20 protein-coding genes are annotated in these 20,525 nt (G+C 62.6%); 19 read left to right on the plus strand and 1 reads right to left on the minus strand.

Translation table 11 applies throughout. From position 1 onward, the window contains the following. The first annotated feature begins 6 nt into the window (after nt 1-6). From ABD301_RS11700 to ABD301_RS11760, 13 genes are all read left to right on the plus strand, one after another. Nucleotides 7-1,185: a M23 family metallopeptidase gene (locus ABD301_RS11700; protein WP_344309732.1), complete on the plus strand. Its 1,179-nt coding sequence runs from the start codon at nt 7-9 to the stop codon at nt 1,183-1,185. Continuing rightward, nucleotides 1,182-3,743, plus strand: coding sequence for a type IV secretory system conjugative DNA transfer family protein (locus ABD301_RS11705; RefSeq protein WP_344309734.1), 2,562 nt, complete (start codon nt 1,182-1,184; stop codon nt 3,741-3,743). Before ABD301_RS11700 ends, ABD301_RS11705 begins: the two co-directional genes overlap by 4 nt. A 221-nt stretch (nt 3,744-3,964) precedes the next feature. Next, complete coding sequence (locus tag ABD301_RS11710; protein ID WP_344309736.1) at nt 3,965-4,867, plus strand: replication-relaxation family protein; 903 nt, start codon at nt 3,965-3,967, stop codon at nt 4,865-4,867. 423 nt (nt 4,868-5,290) lie between these two features. Then, complete coding sequence (locus ABD301_RS11715) at nt 5,291-5,839, plus strand: hypothetical protein (protein ID WP_344309738.1); 549 nt, start codon at nt 5,291-5,293, stop codon at nt 5,837-5,839. Nucleotides 5,840-5,997: 158 nt separating this feature from the next. After that, entirely contained in the window at nt 5,998-6,768 is a 771-nt protein-coding gene (locus tag ABD301_RS11720) for a hypothetical protein (protein ID WP_344309740.1), read from the plus strand. Between the two features lie 220 nt (nt 6,769-6,988). Then, on the plus strand, nt 6,989-8,356 hold the full coding sequence (locus ABD301_RS11725; RefSeq protein ID WP_344309742.1) for a hypothetical protein: 1,368 nt from the start codon (nt 6,989-6,991) through the stop codon (nt 8,354-8,356). A 293-nt stretch (nt 8,357-8,649) separates the two neighbouring features. Continuing rightward, nucleotides 8,650-9,165 (plus strand): hypothetical protein, encoded by a 516-nt coding sequence (locus ABD301_RS11730; protein ID WP_344309744.1) that lies wholly within the window; start codon nt 8,650-8,652, stop codon nt 9,163-9,165. Between the two features lie 16 nt (nt 9,166-9,181). Beyond that, the gene (locus ABD301_RS11735; RefSeq protein ID WP_344309746.1) at nt 9,182-9,964 is read left to right on the plus strand and encodes a hypothetical protein; all 783 of its coding nucleotides are present in this window, start codon (nt 9,182-9,184) and stop codon (nt 9,962-9,964) included. A 27-nt stretch (nt 9,965-9,991) separates the two neighbouring features. Next, entirely contained in the window at nt 9,992-10,633 is a 642-nt protein-coding gene (locus ABD301_RS11740) for a hypothetical protein (RefSeq protein WP_279582853.1), read from the plus strand. Nucleotides 10,634-10,786: 153 nt separating this feature from the next. Further along, complete coding sequence (locus ABD301_RS11745; protein WP_163573026.1) at nt 10,787-11,065, plus strand: hypothetical protein; 279 nt, start codon at nt 10,787-10,789, stop codon at nt 11,063-11,065. A gap of 329 nt (nt 11,066-11,394) precedes the next feature. After that, nucleotides 11,395-12,807 carry a hypothetical protein gene (locus ABD301_RS11750; protein WP_344309752.1) on the plus strand — a complete coding sequence of 471 codons (1,413 nt, stop codon included), beginning with the start codon at nt 11,395-11,397 and terminating at the stop codon, nt 12,805-12,807. Nucleotides 12,808-12,857: 50 nt separating this feature from the next. Next, complete coding sequence (locus tag ABD301_RS11755; RefSeq protein WP_344309754.1) at nt 12,858-13,457, plus strand: hypothetical protein; 600 nt, start codon at nt 12,858-12,860, stop codon at nt 13,455-13,457. A 125-nt stretch (nt 13,458-13,582) separates the two neighbouring features. Then, nucleotides 13,583-14,437 (plus strand): hypothetical protein, encoded by an 855-nt coding sequence (locus ABD301_RS11760; protein WP_344309756.1) that lies wholly within the window; start codon nt 13,583-13,585, stop codon nt 14,435-14,437. Nucleotides 14,438-14,599: 162 nt separating this feature from the next. Here ABD301_RS11760 and ABD301_RS11765 read toward each other — a convergent pair whose 3' ends face one another. Continuing rightward, nucleotides 14,600-15,514, minus strand: coding sequence for an IS982 family transposase (locus ABD301_RS11765; RefSeq protein WP_344309758.1), 915 nt, complete (start codon nt 15,512-15,514; stop codon nt 14,600-14,602). A 351-nt stretch (nt 15,515-15,865) separates the two neighbouring features. Here ABD301_RS11765 and ABD301_RS42405 point away from each other — a divergent pair, with 351 nt between their 5' ends. The 6 genes from ABD301_RS42405 to ABD301_RS11790 all read left to right on the plus strand — a co-directional run bounded on the left by ABD301_RS42405 (nt 15,866) and on the right by ABD301_RS11790 (nt 20,036). Continuing rightward, complete coding sequence (locus ABD301_RS42405; protein ID WP_425551931.1) at nt 15,866-16,261, plus strand: DUF2695 domain-containing protein; 396 nt, start codon at nt 15,866-15,868, stop codon at nt 16,259-16,261. Between the two features lie 13 nt (nt 16,262-16,274). Continuing rightward, nucleotides 16,275-16,838 carry a hypothetical protein gene (locus tag ABD301_RS11770; RefSeq protein WP_344309761.1) on the plus strand — a complete coding sequence of 188 codons (564 nt, stop codon included), beginning with the start codon at nt 16,275-16,277 and terminating at the stop codon, nt 16,836-16,838. Nucleotides 16,839-17,016: 178 nt separating this feature from the next. Beyond that, entirely contained in the window at nt 17,017-17,712 is a 696-nt protein-coding gene (locus tag ABD301_RS11775) for a GGDEF domain-containing protein (protein ID WP_279582857.1), read from the plus strand. Nucleotides 17,713-17,966: 254 nt separating this feature from the next. Next, nucleotides 17,967-18,617: a DUF4192 family protein gene (locus ABD301_RS11780; protein WP_344309762.1), complete on the plus strand. Its 651-nt coding sequence runs from the start codon at nt 17,967-17,969 to the stop codon at nt 18,615-18,617. A gap of 155 nt (nt 18,618-18,772) precedes the next feature. After that, complete coding sequence (locus tag ABD301_RS11785) at nt 18,773-19,066, plus strand: hypothetical protein (RefSeq protein ID WP_163573016.1); 294 nt, start codon at nt 18,773-18,775, stop codon at nt 19,064-19,066. A gap of 142 nt (nt 19,067-19,208) precedes the next feature. Beyond that, the gene (locus ABD301_RS11790) at nt 19,209-20,036 is read left to right on the plus strand and encodes an N-6 DNA methylase (RefSeq protein ID WP_344309764.1); all 828 of its coding nucleotides are present in this window, start codon (nt 19,209-19,211) and stop codon (nt 20,034-20,036) included. The last annotated feature ends 489 nt before the right edge of the window (nt 20,037-20,525 follow it).

Below are 20,525 nucleotides of genomic sequence, written 5' to 3' on the forward strand. Positions count from 1 at the left end.
CTCGTCGTGGCTGCTGTGATGTCGGCGGTCCTGGTGCTGGCGATGGGTGCAGTGAGCGCGGTGAGCTCCGCGTACGGTTCCTGCGGCGGCGCGGGAACGGCCGGTCCGGCGGTCGGTGACCAGCACGTGTCCCCGGTAGCCGGATTGTCGGCGACGCAGGCCGGGCACGCTGCCACGATCATCGCCGTCGGCGCGCAGCTGCGGATCCCGCGTCGCGGATGGGTGATCGCGATCGCCACCGCGTTGCAGGAATCGGATCTGCACAACACGGCGAACAACAATCCCCGATATCCCAAGGTCGTCGCGGCCAGTCTGGCGCTGCCGCACGACGGGGTCGGCGCCGATCACGACTCGGTCGGGTTGTTCCAACAGCGTCCCGTCGAAGGCGACGGAAACTGGGGAACAGTACGAGAACTCATGACGCCTGCCACGTCCGCGGCGAAGTTCTACCGAGCGCTGGAAAAAGTCCGTGGCTGGCAGTCCCTGCCCGTGTCGGTGGCCGCGCAACGGGTCCAGATCTCCGCATATCCCGACGCGTACGCGAAACACGAACAGCACGCGACCGCCATCGTCGACGCGTTGGCCGTCGGCGCCGCCGTAGCGGCCAACGGCCCAGCTTCAAGTCCGGCCCTTCCGTCCGGACGTATCCCGATCGCCGGGCCGATCACCATCGGCGGGTCGTGCGTGGACGCTGATGCGGCGGGGCCGATCGCAGCGTCCGGATGGATGGCGCCGATCATTGCGCCCATCGTGTCGAGGTTCCGGCCACCGTCGCGGCCGACGCACAACGGCGTCGACCTGGGCGGACCGCGCGGAACCGTCATCCACGCCGCGTCAGCGGGTGTCGTGCGTACCGTGATGTGCAACGCCAGCACCGGAAACTGTGACGTCGACGGCGGCCTGAACGTGATGGGCTGCGGCTGGTACGTCGACATCGCCCACGTCGGCGGCGTGATCACCCGCTACTGCCACATGGCTCGCCGCCCGTTGGTCCACATTGGACAGATCGTCACCGTCGGGCAGCCCATCGGCTATGAAGGTTCGTCCGGTAATTCCTCCGGTCCGCACGTGCATTTCGAAGTGCACCTGCACAACAACGCCTCCGGATCCGGCGCGATCGATCCGGTGCCGTTCATGGCTGCACGAGGCGTACGGCTCGGCACGGCGGGCGGTGACGCGTCATGACCATCGCCACGATGCTCGCCGCCGCTTCCAGTGGGCCAGCTGTCGCTGATCTCGTCGCCGGGCCTGCTACGGCGGATGTGTCCCGGGGCGCAATTGATGGCATTCTCGCGACTGTCGGGTGGCTGAGCGAAAATGCTGCGTGCATCGCTCTGTTGTTGATTGGTGCTGTTGTCGCCAGCGAGGTGGCGCGCTTGGTGGCGCGGCGGCGCCGTGAGACGGGTCAGCGCGACGGGGCGCATCAGATGATTCTGCGTCCACCGCCGGAGGTCGACGTGGACGCGGCCGACGCGTTCTGGCGGCACCTGCGCGGTCTCAACGTACCGGCCTGGCGGCGGTGGCTGTACGGGCAGCCGCATGTGGCGTGGGAGTTCACCTGGGTCGGGCGGGAGCTCACCCTGTCGGTGTGGGTGCCGGCCGGAGTCCCACCGACCCTGATCGCCGACGCGGCCACCGCGGCCTGGCCGGGCACCACCACCCGCATCGCCCGCGTTACCAGCGCGACATTGCCGCCGCTGCCTGCGGGCGCGCCGCATGAAGGTGGGCGGCTGGTGCTGGCCACCGGCGGGCAGTTGCCCCTGGCCAGCGAGCACACCACAGATCCGCTCCGGCCGCTGCTGGCCGCCTGCGGTGACGGCAAAGACAGCGATGTCTCCGTCGTGCAGGTGCTGGCCCGCCCGCTCCCGTCCACCACCGGCGTACGGCAGTCGGCACGCCACGGTATCGGCCGCACCTTGCTGATGGGCCTGCTGGACCTGATCGACCCCACCGTGCGCCGCACCCGTACGCCGTCGACCGCTCGCAGCCCAGTCGCCGCGCGGCAGCAATCCGCCGCGGCGGAGAAAATGATCGCGCCGTCCTGGGAGGTCACAGTCCAGTACGGGGTCGCCGTCACGACCGCTCCTGGCGGCCGGGCGCCGAAGGACCCGTATCCGCGCCTGCGGGGACGCGCGCACGCGATCGCGACCTCGTTCGCCCTGTACTCGGGGCACAACTGGTTCAAGCGCCGCCGCGACACCAACATCGCCACCCACCTCACGCAGCGGCGGCTGCGCGGCGGCAGCGCGTTGTCGACTACTGAGTTGGCTGCGCTCGCGCATGTCCCGGTCGACCGGACCATTGCCGAACTTGAGCGTGCGAATGCTCGCCCGGTCGCGCCGCCCGCGGCCGCCACGATCACCGGGCCTGGGCGCAAACGCCTGGGAACCGGTCACGGCGGTCGACCGATCAGCTTGTCGGTGGACGCGGCGCGACACCACATCCACACGATCGGCACGACAGGACGAGGCAAATCCACATTCCTGAGCAACCTCGCGCTCGACGAGGCCGATGCCAAACGCGGCGTCGTCGTCCTGGACCCGCGCGGGGATCTCATCGACGACATCCTTGACCGCCTGCCCGAGTCGGCGGCAAACCGTGTCGTGCTGATCGACCCGGCGCAGCCCGAACCACGGTGGGGGTGGAACCCACTCGATGGTGAACCGAATATCGCCGCCGACCAGTTGTGCGGGGTCTTTTCCCAAGTATTCGGTAAATTCTGGGGACCCAGGGCAGATGACACGTTGCGAACCTCATGTTTGACATTGACCCGGCACGCCCATGCCAACCTGTCGATGATCCCTTCGTTGCTGTCCAACAAAAAGATCCGCGGACGTATCACCGCGGGGTTGGACGACCCGGACGGTCTCGGGTCCTACTGGGCCTGGTACGAATCCCTCCCGGTGAGTCTGCAAGCGCAGGTGATCGGCCCAGTACTGTCCAGGTTGCGCGCGTTTCTGTTGCGTGACTTCGTGAATCAGACCATCGGCAAGCCGTACAGCACGCTGAATTTCGCCCAGGTATTGGACCGGGGCGGGATTTTGCTCGCACGGCTACCTAAAGGTCTGCTGGGCAGTGACAGCTGCCAGCTCTTGGGCAGCCTGTTGGTCTCGCGTATCTGGCAGACGGTGACTGCCCGTTCGGCGGTCCCGGAGTCCGAGCGCCGCGACTGCACGCTGATCCTGGATGAGGCACCTAACTTTCTGAACCTTCCACGGTCACTCGACGAAATCGCCGCCGAAGCGCGTGGTTACCATCTCAATCTCGTTCTCGCGCATCAACACAACCCGCAGTTTTCCGCGGAAACACAGGCAGCGATTTCGGCGAACGCCCGCAACAAAATCTATTTTGGTGTCTCGCCGGAAGACGCCCGGAATCTGGAACAACACACCGAACCGATTTTCAACAAGTACGACCTCGCCCACCCCGATCCGTACACGGCGGCCTGTCGTACGGTGGTCGAAGGCGGCGCGGACACTCACCCGTTCACGCTGCACACCGATCCTCCCCGTCAGGCGCTGGGCCACGCTGCGCAGATCCGTCGCCGGGTCGCGGAACGTGCCACCGAGGCGACCGATCGCGCTCAACGCCTGTTCGCCGAGAACACGGCCAAGGCCACCCGCCGCCTCGGCCTGCCCCGAACATTGGCCAGCGAAGAGAAACCCGATCCAGACACCGGCGACAGCGAAATCGGCGACATCTCTGACGGGGTCATCAACGACGAGACCGACGATGACAGCTAGCCAACAATCGCCGGCGGGCGCGAGAACGTGCTGCGCGGCCGGGGGCGTGGGTGCCCCCAGCGGTGCGTCGGCGTTGGGTACACACCGAGCGCTGTACCCGACCGCGCAGCAGCAGCACCCTCGTGGCCGGCGAATGCCCAGGTCAGCCGTGTCCGGCGCGATGCCGCAGAAAACCCGACGAACTATCTCCATCTCTCTCGGGCTTGGAGGCGTTTATCGGTATGCCTGCTCCTGACCTGTTTTTCTCCTCCACTGCCTGCCTTACCTCTCGTGATCGTTTTCTTCTGGAATGGATTCACGATCATCGGGTATTGACGACCCATCAGGTGAGAGCGGCATTGTTCGGGAGTCCGACAACCGCCAGGATGCGGTTGAACCGGCTGCGACGAGCGGGCCTGATCACCAGGTTCCGGTGGCATCCCGGCACAGGCGGCTCGCAACCGTGGCACTACACCATCGACGACGCCGGCGCGGCGCTGATCGCGGCCGAACGCGAACTCGTCCTGGCCAGTGGCAACGCGCTGCGGGTACGCCGCGCTGTCCTGGCCGCCAGCCCTCAGCTGGCGCACCGCGTCGGCGCGAACGAGTTTTTCGTCCAGCTGTACGCGTACTCACGTACGCACCGCGGGCAGTTGGTGGCCTGGCTCAACCCGGAACAAACGCACGAGCAGTACCCGCCGTACAACGCGCGGCTGCGCTGCGACGGCCACGGGGCCTGGCGCGAGGACGGCCGTACGGTCGGCTTCTACCTGGAGTACGACACGGGCACCGAATCCCAGTCCGTCCTGCTCGACAAAATCGAGGCGTACGAGCAAACAACCGCCACCGGGCACCTGCCACCGCACCCGGTGCTGTTCTGGCTCCCTTCCACACAACGCGAAAAAAACCTCTGGACCGCGATCGCGAACACCAGAACCAGAGCGCCACGTATCCCCATCGCCACCGCCGCCCGCGACACCTCAACCGGCGGCCAACCGGCCAGCGCGATCTGGGCGCTTGCCAACGCTCCGGGGAGGCGACGACGACTGGCCGAACTTCCCGTCGCCGAGCCACTGCCGACGCCAACATTGGCGCATCCCCGCGAGCTCCTTGACGTGAGCATTCTCGACAAGACCGCGGGCTAAAGAATGAACAGCCACCCGCACAGAAATTAATTTGTTCAGCAATACGGACGATTTCGCAGCTCAACCCATGAACACGCATTCGAGTGTCGGATTGTCCAGGCCAGTTTCCCTTGTCTACCCGGGGATACGTTTCTAGGCTGGAAACACATAAATAATCGCACCACCCGAGACGCCGGACACGCGTCACTCGACGACGGTTCACCCCGGACACCACGGCCTCGCCCATACAGCGAAACGCCCAGTCTCCGGCACAACCCTCGTCGATGACTCTAAACAGTCCGCTTCTCACGCTTCACCGGCTCGCCACCCACCGATCCCGTCCATGAAGACGCGATCGCCTCTCGGCCTGCCGTCCATCCATGCCCACGCGCGTGATCGCGCGTGAATACCCGTCCGCATTCGCTGGACAGAAAGGAAGGCCACATGTCCACCACACCAGCACACAATCCACGTACCCACTCACACATCTACGATCCCGGCCTCACGACCGCGGGCGCGCCGCGCAGCGGCGCCGCCATGGCGACGGCACCGTCAGCGTTCGCTGATCTCCCCGAGGGGACGATCGTGAACCTCACGCCGCACGCGATGACGCTGTACCCGGCCTTCACCCCGGACCGGATCCAGACCGGGACCATCCGGCCGCTGATGGTGATTCCCTCGTCGGAGGCCTATCCGCAGGCGCGCCTCGGCGAAGCTGTGGTCGGACCGGCCAAGCTTGGATTCCGCCTGCCGGTGCCGGTCAACGACCTCGCGTTCGGGCCTGCCGCAGACCCCGCGGGGATGCAGCTGCCCGAGCCTCGGCCTGGTGTGTTCTGGCTGACCTCGCTCGTGGTCGGTCTGGCTAGTGAGCGCCCGGACGTACTTGTCCCGCACGATTACGTCCGCGACCTCGAGGGCCGGATCATCGGCACCCGTCGGCTCGGCCGCGTGGCGCCTCAGTCTGCCACCCCGGCGACTACGGACAGCGCGTAGCCCACATCGTGGTGGCGCCGATTCTTGGGCCTCACCTCCGGCGCGTAACGCCGGGACCAAAGGTCCGATCTCGCCGAGACACCGGCATGCACAGAGTCCTGTGCCGCCTCGGCGGTACAGGACTATTTCCTGTCCCGCAGAGCGAAACGGAGCTCGTCGTGGCCCTATCCATTCCCACTAAAACTGTCCCCAGCAAAGTCATCTCCCAGAAGGTCGCAGCAAACAAGGCCGTTCCGGTCTGGAACCAGCTCGCCGCGGTCGGCCAAGCATTGGCCGCCCGGCCCGCCGCTAACGGCCAGCCGGTACGTCCACTCGCCGAGCTCGTCTACACCGACAACGGCGGCGTCGTGCCGACCGGTGTGATCTTGGACGGCGGCGCCACTGGGATCGTCTTCGCCTGGGCGGACCCGGAGTGCACCGAATTCTTGGTGTCGATCAACGGCATCGCGTACCCGGTGCCGGCCGACGCACCGGCCTGCCCGGTGGCCGATCCCGCTCAGTACGCGTCGGCGATGAGCCAAGCGTTGCGTGGCGTGACACGGCGCCACCAGGTGGATCGGCGGCACTGGATGGCCGAGCACGACGCCTTTGCCGTTCGCCTTGGAAATGAGCTACAGAAAGAAGTACAAAAGGCCACCAACCAGCACCTTGACGAAGTAGAGGAGCTGCAGGCGCTGCACGACCGACAGCTCGCCGACCTCCGCGACAAATATGAATCACGGCTGGACAAGGAAAACTGTCCACATCGGAGGCTCTCGAGCACGCTATTGGCCACCGTCGAGCTGCTTTCCGATGACCTACCGGCCAACGGGCAGGAGCTCCTGGACGCTCTGGTCCCGCTGCTGCAGGAGGACGGTCCGCTCACGCTCGACCTGGTGAGAGGACTGGATCGTTTCATTACTCTGGTCTGTCCTCCCGCAGACGCGTAGTTCCAATCCAAGTAGTCAGTCATGACAGTGCAAGGCGTCTAGGCGCAAGGAAATCATCGACTCGAAAGGCCCGTACCGCAACCCGCGGTACGGGCCTTTCTGTCGCTCAGTACCCGACCGATTCCGCGCAGATCGTACGGATCCACCAGTCCCCGAATCTCCCACTCTCGCCGCGTAGTGCCGCGAATGGCCCCAATCCCCAAGTGAAAGGAAGACAACCATGCCGAAGACCATCTTCGAGCCGTCCGTGCAGATCGAGTCTCTCCTCGCCGCAGTCGCCTCGAAACCGGCCGCCTCAGCCGGAATACGAGCGGTCATGGAGCGGGCCTCGGAGTTTCGAAACCCGGCAGAGGCGCAACTTACCGGCATCGCACTGGATCCAGCCGGTCGCGAGTACGCAGACCAGCTTATGGATGACTACTGGGCGGACGACGTGCGCCAGAACAACGTGCTGGCACGCTGGACCGGAGTCGAGCGCGAAGTGATCATCGGCAGCGGCTTCCACGCCGCCGCCTACGCCGCGACCCGAGTCCTCAGTGGACATCAAAAGCCATTGGTGCTGGAACGCAACGAACGGGCCGGCGGTTGTTTCGCGATGTCCAAGACACCGACTTTCTTCCTTAACTCCCGCAACCGCTCGGGGGATGCAGGACTGGCCGGCGACGGGGGAGCGAGTCTGAACTACCTGCCGGGCGCACCGATTCAAGCGGCGAATGTCTCCATGGCCGAATACCAGACGAACACCGACATGGCTTTCGTCATCCGACTGGCGTTGGCTCAGTTCGCGGAAGTCCTCACCGACGCACAAGTACTGTCCGTCGCCCGTGATGGCGAAGGCATCGAAGTTGACGTCGAAGGCCGAGACCCCTTGTACGCCCAGAACGTCATCGACGCGCGAGGACTGGGCGACCCGTACGCCCAAGCGGTGGCCAACGGCGCGACGATCCTCACCTTCCCCCAGTTTATGCAGCGCATGGCGACGCCGTGGCCGCTAAGAGCGTTGCGTCGTGTCGGGATTGTCGGCGGTGGCGATTCCGGCAAATGCGTGGCCGAGTCCTTACTCGGCATCGCGCCACAACCGTCTATGGCTGCCGCTGCCCTAGACAGCGTCGACCGTATCGACTGGTATTCCAACGACCTCCCGCGAAACTGCGCCATCTGGAAGGATGAGATCCGCGGCAGATATCAGGCCATCGGCAGCTACCTGCGGCCGGATCGCTTCGGAGCCCAGAGGCTCAATGTTATCAACCGACGCGCAACTCCCGTCGCCCTACCTGGGGCCGGGCTCATCGATGGTCGTACCTACGATCTCATCGTTGTTTGCACAGGTAATACCGAATCGGATGTTCAGGGTCTGCGAAGCACGGATTTCTATGAATACACAACCTCTGACGGGCAAGCCGTCGCCCAGAGGCATTTCGAGATACCGGTGTTCCGTGTCGGCCCGCATGCGAAACTGCCTTTCACTCGACAGGAACGAGAGGATGGAATATCGAACATTGCCGCAAACGCGGCGTCGATGTTCCGTACAGCAACCAAGACGGCAACCTTAGCGGCAATACTTCCCGCAGTGCCGACAGTCGACTAAAACCCAGACTTAGTGCTCAAACCAGACTTACGCCGCAGCTGACCCGCTGCGGCCTTTTCGTGCCACAAACACAACAAGATCGGTCCCGCTTCCGATGCGCCCATCGCGCGGGAAATTCCACCACGGCTAAACGAGGTAAAGTATGCTTAGTCTACCGCGATTCCACTGCTTGAACACGACAATCGAAGCCTCGCGCGACACTACCCGACGCGGTCTCAGATGACCCAGTTCGCACGTTTGATCTCCGCCGCCCTTTCGGGTCGGCGGCCTCGCGCCCAGGCGGCGGTGGCTCCATGAGCTACCTGACCGAAAGCCAGATCGAATCAACTCCACCGTTCCCGCCGTTGCGGGTCCATCGCATTCAGCCTATTCCAACGAACCACGCGTTCACGGTGACGCGGCAATTCGGGGCCGTCCGCTTGGAATTCCTACCAGGCACTGACCGGTCAGTGATATTCGAAATGGATAACGGCAAAAACCAGGCCCTCATCGTAACCCTGCTGGTCGCGGATTTTCTGAGCCGCGGCATCGCCATCGGTTCGCTGCTGGACATTGCCGCTGCCATCATCAACGACCAGATCGACATCATTCGTGAAGAGGTAGAGCACGAAGTCCGGTGCCATGATGCCGACGACTTTTCTGAACGAGCCGCGATCCTGCAGGACATTGCCGGCGATATCACAGCCGCCCTTAACCGGCTTCAAGCGGTCGCAGAAGACGACCGCGCTCCTCTCGCCGAGTTCCCGATCAACACCAACAACCAAGGGTGCGCAGCTGCAGCGCCCGAACCCAAGAGTGAAGGAATCTGAGATGTCTCATTTTACTGTGCTCGTCGCTGTGACCGCAGACTCACCTGAGGAGGCCGAAACGGCTGTCAGTGAAGCATTGCGGCCATTCGACGCAAGCCTGGAGGTGGAGGAACTGACCGACGAAGACGGTGAGACCTACTGGCGCAATCCGCAGGCTCACTGGGATTGGTGGACCATCGGCGGCAGTTGGCGCGGAACATTCCAGGCGCGGATTGACGCAAAAACGGACGACATCATGGTGCCGGAGCCTCGGTCAGCGAATGAGGACGCATACCTTCGGCCGTTCGCGGTGGACGGCGGTCGAGCGGGAATGCTTCGCCTCCAAGCGCAACGCGACCGCGCCTCAAACGCGGCACTCGAGGACTGGGACCGCTACGCCAAGGTGATCGACGGCACGCCACAACATGAACCCTGGTCAACCTTTGCCGGTCTCGTCAAGGACGGGGGCGGAACAAACCAGTACACGTGGGATGACGCGCGACGCGACTACCATAACCAGCCGCGAATCAAGGGTCTACGGGAATCCCAGGAATACAGGCGATGGCTGCTGGACGCGCCCGAGGACGAAATCGAAGGGCGTTCGCGAGACGAGTACGCGGCCCGGAAGCGCGAGCAGGCTATTCCCGGATGGGCCCTGCTCACCCTCGAGGGCGAGTGGTGGGAGATGGGAAAAATAGGCTGGTTCGCCACGAGTGACAGGACGGATGATTCCGAAGCTGTCTACCTCACGAAGGCCAACGCGTACATCGACGCCCTCGATCCAGATACCTGGCTCGTTCTCGTCGACTGTCACATCTGACGAGCCGAACCCATGGGATACGACTACATGTGGCGCAAGGCGCCCAAGGACACAAGCGAGTATCTCGACGCGCAGAAAGAGTACTTCGCGGCCTGCGACGAGTGCGACGAGTTCCTCGCGAAGGCTGCACTGCGGTACGACGCCCCAGAACTGGCGCCGTACCGAGCAAAAGTCGAGTTGGCATTGGAGGCCATGCGAGCCGAAGAAGTTTGGTGTCACCGGCTGAATGTTTGGGGCGGCGCCTCAATGTCCAGTATTATGGAGGCCCTTGGGATGGGGTTCTGGCAACCTAACGAGCCGGATCTCCCGGACCTGCCGGACGGCATGACGTGGGATGAACCTGACTTCGATGAAGAGGAAAATCCCCTTAGTGACCGAGCGAAGGCTTATATGGCGGCCAGTGACAAGGTGTTGGCCGCCCACTGCGGCGAGATTCCCGGGATCCCCCTGCACAAAATCGCTGGCACAAACGATGGCTGGGTAGTGACCTCGGTCGAGATCCGGGCAGCCCTGACAATTCTCGACTCCACAGCCGAGGCAAGGATCGCCGACGCGTTCGCCGAATACGCGTGGTCCGACGACCCCGTGCGGTCGCGTACATGGTTCGACAGTTGGGTTCGCTTCCTGCGCGACGCCGCCGAACTTGGAAACGGATTCGTCACGTACTAGACGTAGTGCCGATATCCGCGCTGGCGCGCAGCAGAGCTGCCAGGGACCTTCCCGACCGGAGGCTCAGAGAGCGACGCTGGCGGTGCAAATCACCTATTGCGTCGGTGCTGGGTCGTGAACCCCCGCTTCCTAATTTGGCTTGGAGGAAAAATCATGAGCAGCAAACAGAAGACGACAATCGCGGCACAACAGTCTTCATCACACGCGCATCCTGTTGAGGAGATTGTCCGGGCGCTCAACAGGGCGGCAGACGACATTCTCGATGCCGTCAACGCACCCGGCACAGGGTTGCGTGACGGCTTGAACCTTATGGTCAACGCCACCGCGGACTACCTTCGTAACCAATCCAGTGATCTGCGATCGGTGATTAAGGATAACTACGACGCTAGTTACAAGACGGTGCTCGGCTGGATTGCGGGTGACGACTTATGACAATGGACGCGCCTGTCCACAATCGCCGGGTTTATCGATGGTGATACTCGCATCTTGCCCCTGATCTGTACCAGTCGAGGCTCCATGACGTGATGTACGCCTGGAGAAGGAAGAGTTAGCTCCGCAAGGGGCGCGTTCTCGCGAGTGGGAGCGCGCCCCTTTTAGCGTGGGCCGCGGAATGCGGCAGAGACGCATTGAGAGGAATAGACCTTGACTGTAACCACGTGGTGCCGAGTGTCGACGACCTATGACCCGCTTGGCATACGGATGTCATTCCGGATGAATACTCGATCAGCTGGTCCTTGCGCCATGCCCGTAAGGAGACTGCAATGACTTCACTACCGGGCGGCGAGAATGCCGAGGAATACGTGGCATCACTGATCGCCTGCCAAATCTGTAACGTAGCCCTCAACAGGTCCGTCGACGACGCTACCGGCGAGATCATCTATCTGCATCCCATGGAGCTGGCCAACGATCCACCGGAGCATCTTCCGCGCCCTATCGTGGTCGAGCCGACCATCGCGCAGATCGTCTGCGACTTCTGTAGTGACCAGCATGTTGTCTATGGGATTCACACGAGCCCGATCGCTGCGGTGGTCGGGCCATTCCGGCAGAATTTCGGTGATGAATGGCATGCGTGCGCCGAGTGTGGGACTTCCGTATCGGTGGGCGATCTGAAAGGTCTGCGCGCCCGGCGTCGACGCGCAGCGCCGAAGCTGGGTCCAGAAGCGGACGCGTTCGCGACTCTCCTTAATCGGGAGGTTGTGGCCGGCTTTCGGCCACCGCTGGAAGTGTCGCCATTGGGACGGTGGCCGGCAGCGGCTCTGAAGGTGTCGACCCTGCCGAAGGTTCGTGATGGTCTTTATACCCTGTTGACAGGACCGTTGGCGCTGCCGCTGGGCTTAGACGAGAGCGATGTTCGCGCGCAGGTGGCGGCCAGCCTCGAATCGGCGTGGCTGCTGTGGGTTGACGAAGAATCCACCGCGAACATTGACCATTTGTCCCAGTCCTTACCGCCGACCTGTATCGAGGAGCCTGACCTCCCGTCGTCCCACGGGCTGGTGTCCTGGGGCCGGCCGGTCGGCGTGCGCGGTGACCTCGTCGCGGCTACGTGGACGACGACTCCTGCCGGCATCCGTGTTGTCGGGTACGGCAGCATCGGAACCGGGGTGCCTCCAGCGGCCTTGCAGGATCTGCGTGGGCAGATCGGTTGGATCGTGCCTCGCAGCCACATCCATCTCGCGCCGGCCCAACGAGTAGACGCGCGAAGTGCGGTGAGCAGCCTGGTCACGACCTGGATCTTCCTGGCCCAACGCATCGCCGAGACAAGGTCGATTCCCGTCGACAAGGGCGTCCGCAAGAGCTATCAGCGTTCCGGCAGACCTCCCGCGGAGGTGCGCCTGATCAGACTCACCACCGCCCACCGCCCCGACCCACGTATGACCACACCGGTGCAACGAGCACCCGATCAAGACAACGCGGCGTTACCGGCAGCCGCAACCACAGATCCGCCCACGGATAAGAAACGCCGGTACGACCACCGGTGGTGGGTCGCCCAGCACACCCGAAAACAGCCGTATGGACCGGGCCGAACCCAGATCCGCGAGATAACCGTGAAAACACACCTTCGCGGCCCCGACGACAAACCAATCAAACTTAGTACCACCGTCCGTATTCTCGGCGGCATCCATCCCGAAGCATCACCGGAGAATTCCGGCACGTTGCCACCAGCGCCAGTCTAAACGGCCAAACTGCCATCTCCAACTCAACCAAGAAGAAGGCGAATAGTGCTATGACAACGAATACCACTGGCACCACCAACTCCTCGCAGGAACCGACCTACCCATTGTCCGAGCTTCCCACAGGAACAGCGTTTAGCTGTCTGGAGGTTCCCGCAGGCATCGCCCTGTCAAGAACCGGTGCGGATGACATCCGTGTCGCCACCAAAGCCGGGCTGCGCTCCATGCCAGCCGACACCAGGGTGCAATTGCTACAGCAGGAACCCAGCTTAAGAATGTCCATACGCGCCATCATCGACGACGCGGCGGACGAGCGGGTCACGCAAAGAGCGACCATCGACGAGACCCTCGATGCGATTCGGCGATACGCCATCGGCCAGTACGAGGACGACGATATCGAAAGGAGCGGTCTCGACAATTTCCTTGACCGGTTCTCGATGGCTGCATACGATCCGAGGCTCGACGTCGAGATCACAATCAAGGCGCGTGTCACCGTCAATGACTTGGACCGCGAGGAAACGAACGACGCACGGTACGACCCACTAACTGTGGCCCAGAACATCGCAGAGGACTTCACCGTCGACTGGGGCGACCGTGCCGATGAAAGTTCTCGGGAAATCATCGTCGTCACCGCTGAACTCGCCGACGACTAGTCTCACGCAAGATCACACCAGGTGACGGCAAACGGTGCTTTGAAACGTAAACAACCCTTTGCGGCGACGGGGCTTGTTCGCGCGCCCAGCGAGATCGCATCAAACAAACATACGAATGGGAAACCATGAACGCACCAGAGAAGTGGCTACACACCGCAAACCCCCATCACTGTGACCACGTCAGCCGCGACAAGGACGAATATCTCGTCATCCTGACAGACCACCTGCACCCACGAGCATTCCCCGCAGAGATCAAAACCCATCCGACGAACCGCATCTGTCCCTTCATCGCACTGTTTAGACGTGAGGTCGCCGAGCGGATTGTCCACTGGATCAACTATCGCCACGAGGAATACGGTGAGCCCGAACGCGCAGAATGGGCCGACGACGCCATACTGGTGACATCCTCCCTCGACGTCCAATACGAACCTCACCGTGAACCAACGCGATACCTACCCGGCCCGGCGGGCAGATACGCGTTAGGGGACCGACACTGGGACTGGACAATGATCCCGGAAGACTCAACCAGCCTGCAATGCGGATGGTCAATGCCGGAACGGCGATCAACTGAACTGCCCGTAACGGCATTCATACATGCCGATGGCTCAGACCCAGCATTCCCGGCCATCATCGGTGACATCAGTCCAAGCGGCATGTTCTATCCCGGATTCCGCAGGGAAGTCGCCGAGGTCATCGTTGACTGGATCAACGCGGAACATCAGGCGCACCCGCATCAGGTGACCACCTCTTTGCGCTGGGATGGTCCCAGCATCGTCAGCATCGACCGCGCCGCAAACACCGTTGAACTCTTCGGCAGCCCAGAGGCTGACGACCCGCGGTGGATACGGACAGACAGCTGGCTCTGGGAACTGTGGGACCCACGACCCCGATCCCGGCACACGTCGTCTACAAGAGCTGGCGCTTCGTCGTCGGTTCTCATCGATCTTTCGCCTAATTGTCGCCGAGCGACAGATTGGTGAGACCAGTCCGCCTCGTCAACAGACCCAGGATAGGTACGAACAACAAGGCGACGGCCTGCCGGCGCCGGGCGTACCGATCTCGTTGGCCGGCTACTTCCACGACCCCGGCATCACGTGGCAGCGAACGCAATCGTCAAGCGCTCTAGATGACCTATTCCGAGGTCAGTGGTCGTAGGCGGTGAGGGATCGGTGGACGGGGGCGCCGATCTTGTCGTTGTGCCAGATCGCGGCGGTGAGGGCGAGTACGCGTTGGAGGACGCGCACGATGACGCCGTTGGGTGTGTGGGCTCCGTGTCGTTCCAGGTCGAGTTGGCTTTTGAAGGTCTGGTTGATCGATTCGATGACCTGCCGCAAGGGTTTGAACAGGTGCGCTCCGGGGCGTTCGGTTTCGCCTTTGCGGGCCGGGCGTAACAGCTTGAGGCCTGCGTCGGCCAGTGCGCGTTCGAACTCGGTCCCGTAGTAGTTCTTGTCGCCGATCAGGGTTTGACCTGGCCGGTGGCGGGTCAGGTGGGGGTCCGTATGGAAGATCTCCAGCAGGGTCTGGCGTTCGTCGGCTTTCGCGCCGGTCAGCGCGAATCCGACGGGCAGCCCGCCCAGGGTGGCGACCAGATGCAGCCGCAGGCCCCAGAAGTAGCGTGAGTGCGAGGCGCAGTACCCGTATTCGGCCCATCCGGCCAGATCCGAGCGCCGAGCCGTCTCGCGTGAGCGACCGCATTCGACCGGGGTGGAGTCCACGACCCACACGTCATCGGTCCACAAAGTGGTGTCGGCGCAGAGCACGCGGATCACCGTTTTGATCAACTCAGCTGCGGCTCGCAGCCGTTTGTTGTAGCCAGATTGTTGAGGAAGATAACCGAAAAGATGCCTCATGTGAGCCCGAGCGTGGCGCAGCCATTGTGACTCCGAAGTGAATCCGAGCAAGGCCTGCATCACCGCCAAGGTGACCAACTCAGCGTCGGTCAGCTTCGGGACGATGCCCACCTCTGGTCGCCACGGCGCCAGCCCGGGTGAGGCTTTGAGCAAGTCGTCAACCCTCACGTACAGTGCAGTAGCGAGGGTGTCCAGGTTGTTCGTCACAAAACGATCATGGACGCCCTCGCCTCGACTCTGACCAAGCCACGCCCTTGGAATAGGTCATCTAGCTGCTCGGCGACGTCGACACTGCCTGGCTATGTGCCTTGCGGGCTATTGATGACGATCCGCTCCACTTACCCGCCTACGTGGTCAGGGCGCTGATCGCGGTAGGTGCCAATGACAATGACCTCCTTGTCTTACACCCACGCCCTGACACTCGCTCAGACCAACACCGAGACTCTCTGACGACGTAGCCGACCCCGCGATGACTCTCTCGTCTCGATGCGCCGCTTCACTCGCAGAGGAGATATGACTATGACCAACAAGCCTGTACCCAGCGACGTCGACGACTCTATGAATCCGAGCGAGACATCAGCGACTGGTTCGCGGAGCTTTGAATGCCTCGCCTGCTATCTGAAAAGACAGAAGGCCGATAGGACGTGCAACGGCGATCTTGCGCAGGCTAGGAAGTGGGGGACAGCGCATCCTCATATTCCTTGTTGCCGGTGCCTACTGCAAAGTCTGCAACGTGTCGGTGCGCTGTGTGACTGCGAAGCCCTCTATGTGCTCCGAGAAATGGACACAAAAGTGAACATACGCAGCTGTCGGCATCGCTCCACGATCCTGTTCGTCGCTGCACCGCTTTCCGATGCGCGCCACCGTGATAGTGCCCCGGCCATTCGCCAGGAGTTGTTCGTCCGCTGCAGCGCGAATAGCCCTTGCAGTCGCACCGAGTTACCAACTCAATGAAAGGGATGTCGCGATGGATACTGTGGCCATTTGTGAATGTGTAGCAGGTGGAATCTGCCGATCGCGAGGTATCGATGTTTCGCATTCGGTCGCCCTTATCTGGACTGATCCGAACGACACACGTGAACCCGACACCATCGTCAACCCAGCCCAGCTAGATCAACTGATCGCGGCCACCGAGATCGTCGACGCAACCTGCCATACGTGCGGTGGCGAGACCGTCACCGCCTGCCCAGCCTTCGCCCCATACCTCCAAAACGCCAAGTGGGAGCCAACATTCTGCCGGCCACGGAGAACCGCGCTGCGCAGCACCGTGAAAGAAATCTTGCTCACCGCTGAGGACCGAATAACCTGCGCCGCCGAACTGGCGACGGCAATCGCCACGGCGCTCAACACACACGGAAGCCACACCATCAGGACTGACGACGAAGAGCGGCCCGGCTCCATGGTCAACCCGCTCGACTATCTCAACAACCCGATCGACATTCTCTGGGACAGCGGGGACATTGGACTTGAGGCATTGGCCTACTGGCGCCGCGTCCTGGAGCGCTACCAGAAGATAGCCACAACAAAGTAACCCGGGAAGTCCGCGGGCAGCATTGCCGAACTACTGCCTCGGTGCACCGAACCGTTGGCTGACGGACTCAGACCAAGCTCGTCCTCCAAATGCCAGTGATCTATTAAGCGCCGCGCGGCGCCTCGTCACGCAACGTGACTATGCGGCGCGGCGCTTTCTGCATTGCGAAGGGAAGCTCATGTTTGCAGCACCCGCTATAGCAGCTCTAATCGGTACTCTTCTCGGGTTCACCGTAGCTGCGGCCATTCTCGTGCCGAAACTGCGAGTGGCTCGCAGCGCCGCCGAGCACGACCCATTGACTGGTCTACCCAACCGCGTTCTCGCCGCGAAAACTGTCGCCGGTCAGGGCGCCCGATTTTGGATGTGCATGCTTGACCTCGACGACTTCGGCTTACTCAACAAGAAACACGGTCACGACGTCGGCGACTACGTGCTCATCACTGCTGCCAACCGAATGCGCGCCTACTGCGAGGAGAGCGGCGGGTTGGCATGCCGACTCGGAGGAGACGAATTCGCCCTCCTGGTCCCGAAAGATAGCCACGACGACGGCGACATACGCGCCTTCGCCAAGGAAGTACTGCACACGATCGCGGAACCGGTCGACGTCGGCGAACGAACGCTCCTGAGTGTGACCGGCAGCCTGGGGATCGGAACAGCACGTACATGGAGGGAAGGACTAGGCCGCGCTGAGGTGGCTATGTGGCCACACAAACGACGAGAAATCGACGAGCCCGCGATCTACGCCCTCGACGTGCACGGCCTCGTCGCCCGAGCACCCGGACGTACGGCGGTGCGTCGCCGAGACACGAACATGAAGACAACCACAGGACGGGGAAAACCGGCGCCGTTCCAGCAAACCGAGATAGAGCGCTGATTTCAGGCGGCGGCGAGCATTGTTGCCTTCGTCCCGTCGCCACGGAACCGTGCCGATCAAGACCGACACCATCGACACTGCACGTATGGAGATGGCAGGCGGCCGGCACGCTCTTGAGCGCTCGCTCTTGGCAGGCGCCGGGCTTAATTTGTCAAGCGTCTCAGACCGCGGAGCCAATTGGCCCTCGGCCCTTACGCACCTATTATCCGCGCCCTGGAAATTTTCGCGCGGAGTGTGGACGAATAGGAGTCGTCATGACGTTCGCGTTGTTGACGGTACTGCTGAACACCGCCACCGAATACGAAGCCCAAGTCGTACGCGAGGTCGCCATCCGGGCAGGGTTGATGTGGACCTGCTCTGGCTGCGGCCGGCATCATCCCGCCGACACACCGATCTGTCCAGAGTGCGCCACGACAGCTGGCCCCGCATTGTTTCGCCGTTTCCCGAGCGCTCCGGCGGCACCTGGCATTGTTGCCGCTGCCTGGATCGCGCTGTCGACGGCCCTCGACGCCCGACGTGCCTCGCCAAACACCACTACTCGGCCGGAAGACCTTATACAGGTCGGCGTTGGCCTGCGGCTTACGCCGGTTCTGCACCACGCTGTGACCGTCGCGACCAGTGCCGAGGCGGCCAGCGCTGATCACCTGTGGGCGCAGCTGACCGGCCAACTCCCGCCACCCTTAGCTGCTCCAGCGGCGATGTTGCGCGCGATCACCGCCTACCGACACAACGATCTCGCGCAAGCGAACGCGCACCTGCGACGTGCAATCGGCGACGACCCCAGTTTCGTCCCGGCCCACCTGACGTTGCGGCGCCTCCGACATGGTTGCCAACCCGCGGACCTCGCGCCATCGCTGCTGGCTGCCCTCGACGCTGAAGGAGGGGCCACGCATCGCCGATCTTAGACAACAGCGCAATCTCTGCATTGACGCCAAAATATCCCGAGAGTCCACCTAGCCGCGCGAAAAGCGCACGACATAGCGGGCTGTCCGTCACGGACAGCCCGCACTTTCTATTCCCGCGTGTTGCGCGGATCGAAACCGGAAAGGACGTCAACCTCATGACATTCACCGCTGACGATTCCCATGACGACACAACGATCGCGAGAGGAATCAACACAGCTGCGGAGCACGGACGCGTCATCGATGATCTGACCGCACGCGTCATCGCCGGACAGTTCCATGGTGGTGAGGGTAGCGCCCTGTATTCCTTGGCATCCTGCGGTGCGGTCGACGCTGCTGGCTTACATCGCGAACTCGACCTTCTGGTCGAGCCCAACGCCGCCGACCACGGAATTCCGGTTCGTTGGGTCTGTGCCCTCCGCGACTACATCAACAAGGCCACGGACCGATAGAGGTCCGGTGTCGGGCTGTGTCCACTCACCTGGTGACTACAGCACGACGTGCCGCGCTCCCGTACGACCTCACTCGGTCGAGACCGCAGCCAGAAAAGAGCGCTCGACTGTTCCTTTCCATTCATCACACCCTGAGGTTTTCATGAAACCCGCACCAATCCCTGCCGGGCACGTCTCCGGAATTGTCGAGGCCGTGACCCACGCCTGGAATCGACACCCCGGCGCCAGCGATACCGACATCCCACTATCGATCGTGGCCGCGTTGGCGGTCCTAACACCTGCACCAGACGAACGAAACGAGGCACGTCAGTGCATCCTCGGTCGCGGAGACGACACATTCGCGGCCTGCATACGTCATCAATGGAAAGAATTCCTCCTACATCGGCCAGACCTTACACCGGCTCTGGCTCCCTTTCACCTGCGGTGGTTCGGCGGGGCATCGCCCACGGGGGAACAACTGGCTGCGGCCAAAGAAGTAGCCATCGCAGCGCTGGACAATGACTTGTTCGGTGTGATGGCCACGGCCCGCGACCACGTTGACCTGCTTGGTCAGATCTTGACAGAGATGCGGCCCGAATCAGCCAAACGCGACCGTGGTCAGATGTATACACCACCCGACGTGACCAATCTGATGGCCGGATTCATACCAATCGACGATCACGCCCGAATGCACGACCCGGCGGTCGGCACAGGTGGATTGTTCCGGGCGGCAGCCAACGTAATGCGCGACGGTGGCCGTAATCCGGAGACAGTGCTGTGGACAGGTGTCGATATCGATCAACTGGCAATCGCCTGCTGTGCCGTCAACGCGGTGCTCTGGCGGCTTGGCCCCACCGTCGTGCTCGCCGTAGGCGACTCTCTCAGTGATCCCGAATGCCTCGACCGCGCATGGGGGATGCGGCAAGAATGCCTCGACATCGCCCGCTACGGCAGCGCGGTCGCCGAAACACTTGCGTTCTTTCGTCAGTAGTCCAAGAGTGAAGGCCGATGTAAAAAATATGGGAGCTGGGTGCAAATAAAATCATAAACTCGGAACTGTAGGTGTTGCGGAGCTCGAGACGTGCTCGACCTCTATCTAGTTGAGGAAAAATGTCATCGCCGGTCGATGTGGAGCAGCGCCCGGCGAGATTCGCCAGCGCCGAAGGTTGGGCCTATTTCTGCCACGGTCCAGAGGGTAGTTAGCTACATCGTCGGCCTACCTCCAGGACATGGGACAAGACTCAGAAGTCTCGGATGGTGCCTGGGAGATGCGAATCCCCCGGGCACCATCCTCAGTGTCAGCTACTTCTGCAGGCGGCAGGGTGAACTTGAGGGCGAGAGGTTCTGACACAGGCGGGGAGTGGCTGCCACCTGGTTGACGGCTCGGGCGCAGTGACCCGTCAAGCACCCGCTTTGAACCCTGCACAATCGTATCCAGATTGACTAGCGTCCAATCCCAGCGGGCCGCATATCACTGTCT

The organism is Fodinicola feengrottensis, assembly GCF_039530045.1.
Classification (GTDB): domain Bacteria; phylum Actinomycetota; class Actinomycetes; order Mycobacteriales; family HKI-0501; genus Fodinicola; species Fodinicola feengrottensis.

Coding starts and splice junctions, on each gene's coding strand:
- ABD301_RS11705 (WP_344309734.1), top strand. CDS start 1,182: ATGACCATCGCCACGATGCTCGCCGCCGCTTCCAGTGGGCCAGCTGTC.
- ABD301_RS11710 (WP_344309736.1), top strand. CDS start 3,965: ATGCCTGCTCCTGACCTGTTTTTCTCCTCCACTGCCTGCCTTACCTCT.
- ABD301_RS11715 (WP_344309738.1), top strand. CDS start 5,291: ATGTCCACCACACCAGCACACAATCCACGTACCCACTCACACATCTAC.
- ABD301_RS11725 (WP_344309742.1), top strand. CDS start 6,989: ATGCCGAAGACCATCTTCGAGCCGTCCGTGCAGATCGAGTCTCTCCTC.
- ABD301_RS11730 (WP_344309744.1), top strand. CDS start 8,650: ATGAGCTACCTGACCGAAAGCCAGATCGAATCAACTCCACCGTTCCCG.
- ABD301_RS11740 (WP_279582853.1), top strand. CDS start 9,992: ATGTGGCGCAAGGCGCCCAAGGACACAAGCGAGTATCTCGACGCGCAG.
- ABD301_RS11745 (WP_163573026.1), top strand. CDS start 10,787: ATGAGCAGCAAACAGAAGACGACAATCGCGGCACAACAGTCTTCATCA.
- ABD301_RS11750 (WP_344309752.1), top strand. CDS start 11,395: ATGACTTCACTACCGGGCGGCGAGAATGCCGAGGAATACGTGGCATCA.
- ABD301_RS11755 (WP_344309754.1), top strand. CDS start 12,858: ATGACAACGAATACCACTGGCACCACCAACTCCTCGCAGGAACCGACC.
- ABD301_RS11760 (WP_344309756.1), top strand. CDS start 13,583: ATGAACGCACCAGAGAAGTGGCTACACACCGCAAACCCCCATCACTGT.
- ABD301_RS42405 (WP_425551931.1), top strand. CDS start 15,866: ATGAATCCGAGCGAGACATCAGCGACTGGTTCGCGGAGCTTTGAATGC.
- ABD301_RS11770 (WP_344309761.1), top strand. CDS start 16,275: ATGGATACTGTGGCCATTTGTGAATGTGTAGCAGGTGGAATCTGCCGA.
- ABD301_RS11775 (WP_279582857.1), top strand. CDS start 17,017: ATGTTTGCAGCACCCGCTATAGCAGCTCTAATCGGTACTCTTCTCGGG.
- ABD301_RS11780 (WP_344309762.1), top strand. CDS start 17,967: ATGACGTTCGCGTTGTTGACGGTACTGCTGAACACCGCCACCGAATAC.
- ABD301_RS11785 (WP_163573016.1), top strand. CDS start 18,773: ATGACATTCACCGCTGACGATTCCCATGACGACACAACGATCGCGAGA.
- ABD301_RS11790 (WP_344309764.1), top strand. CDS start 19,209: ATGAAACCCGCACCAATCCCTGCCGGGCACGTCTCCGGAATTGTCGAG.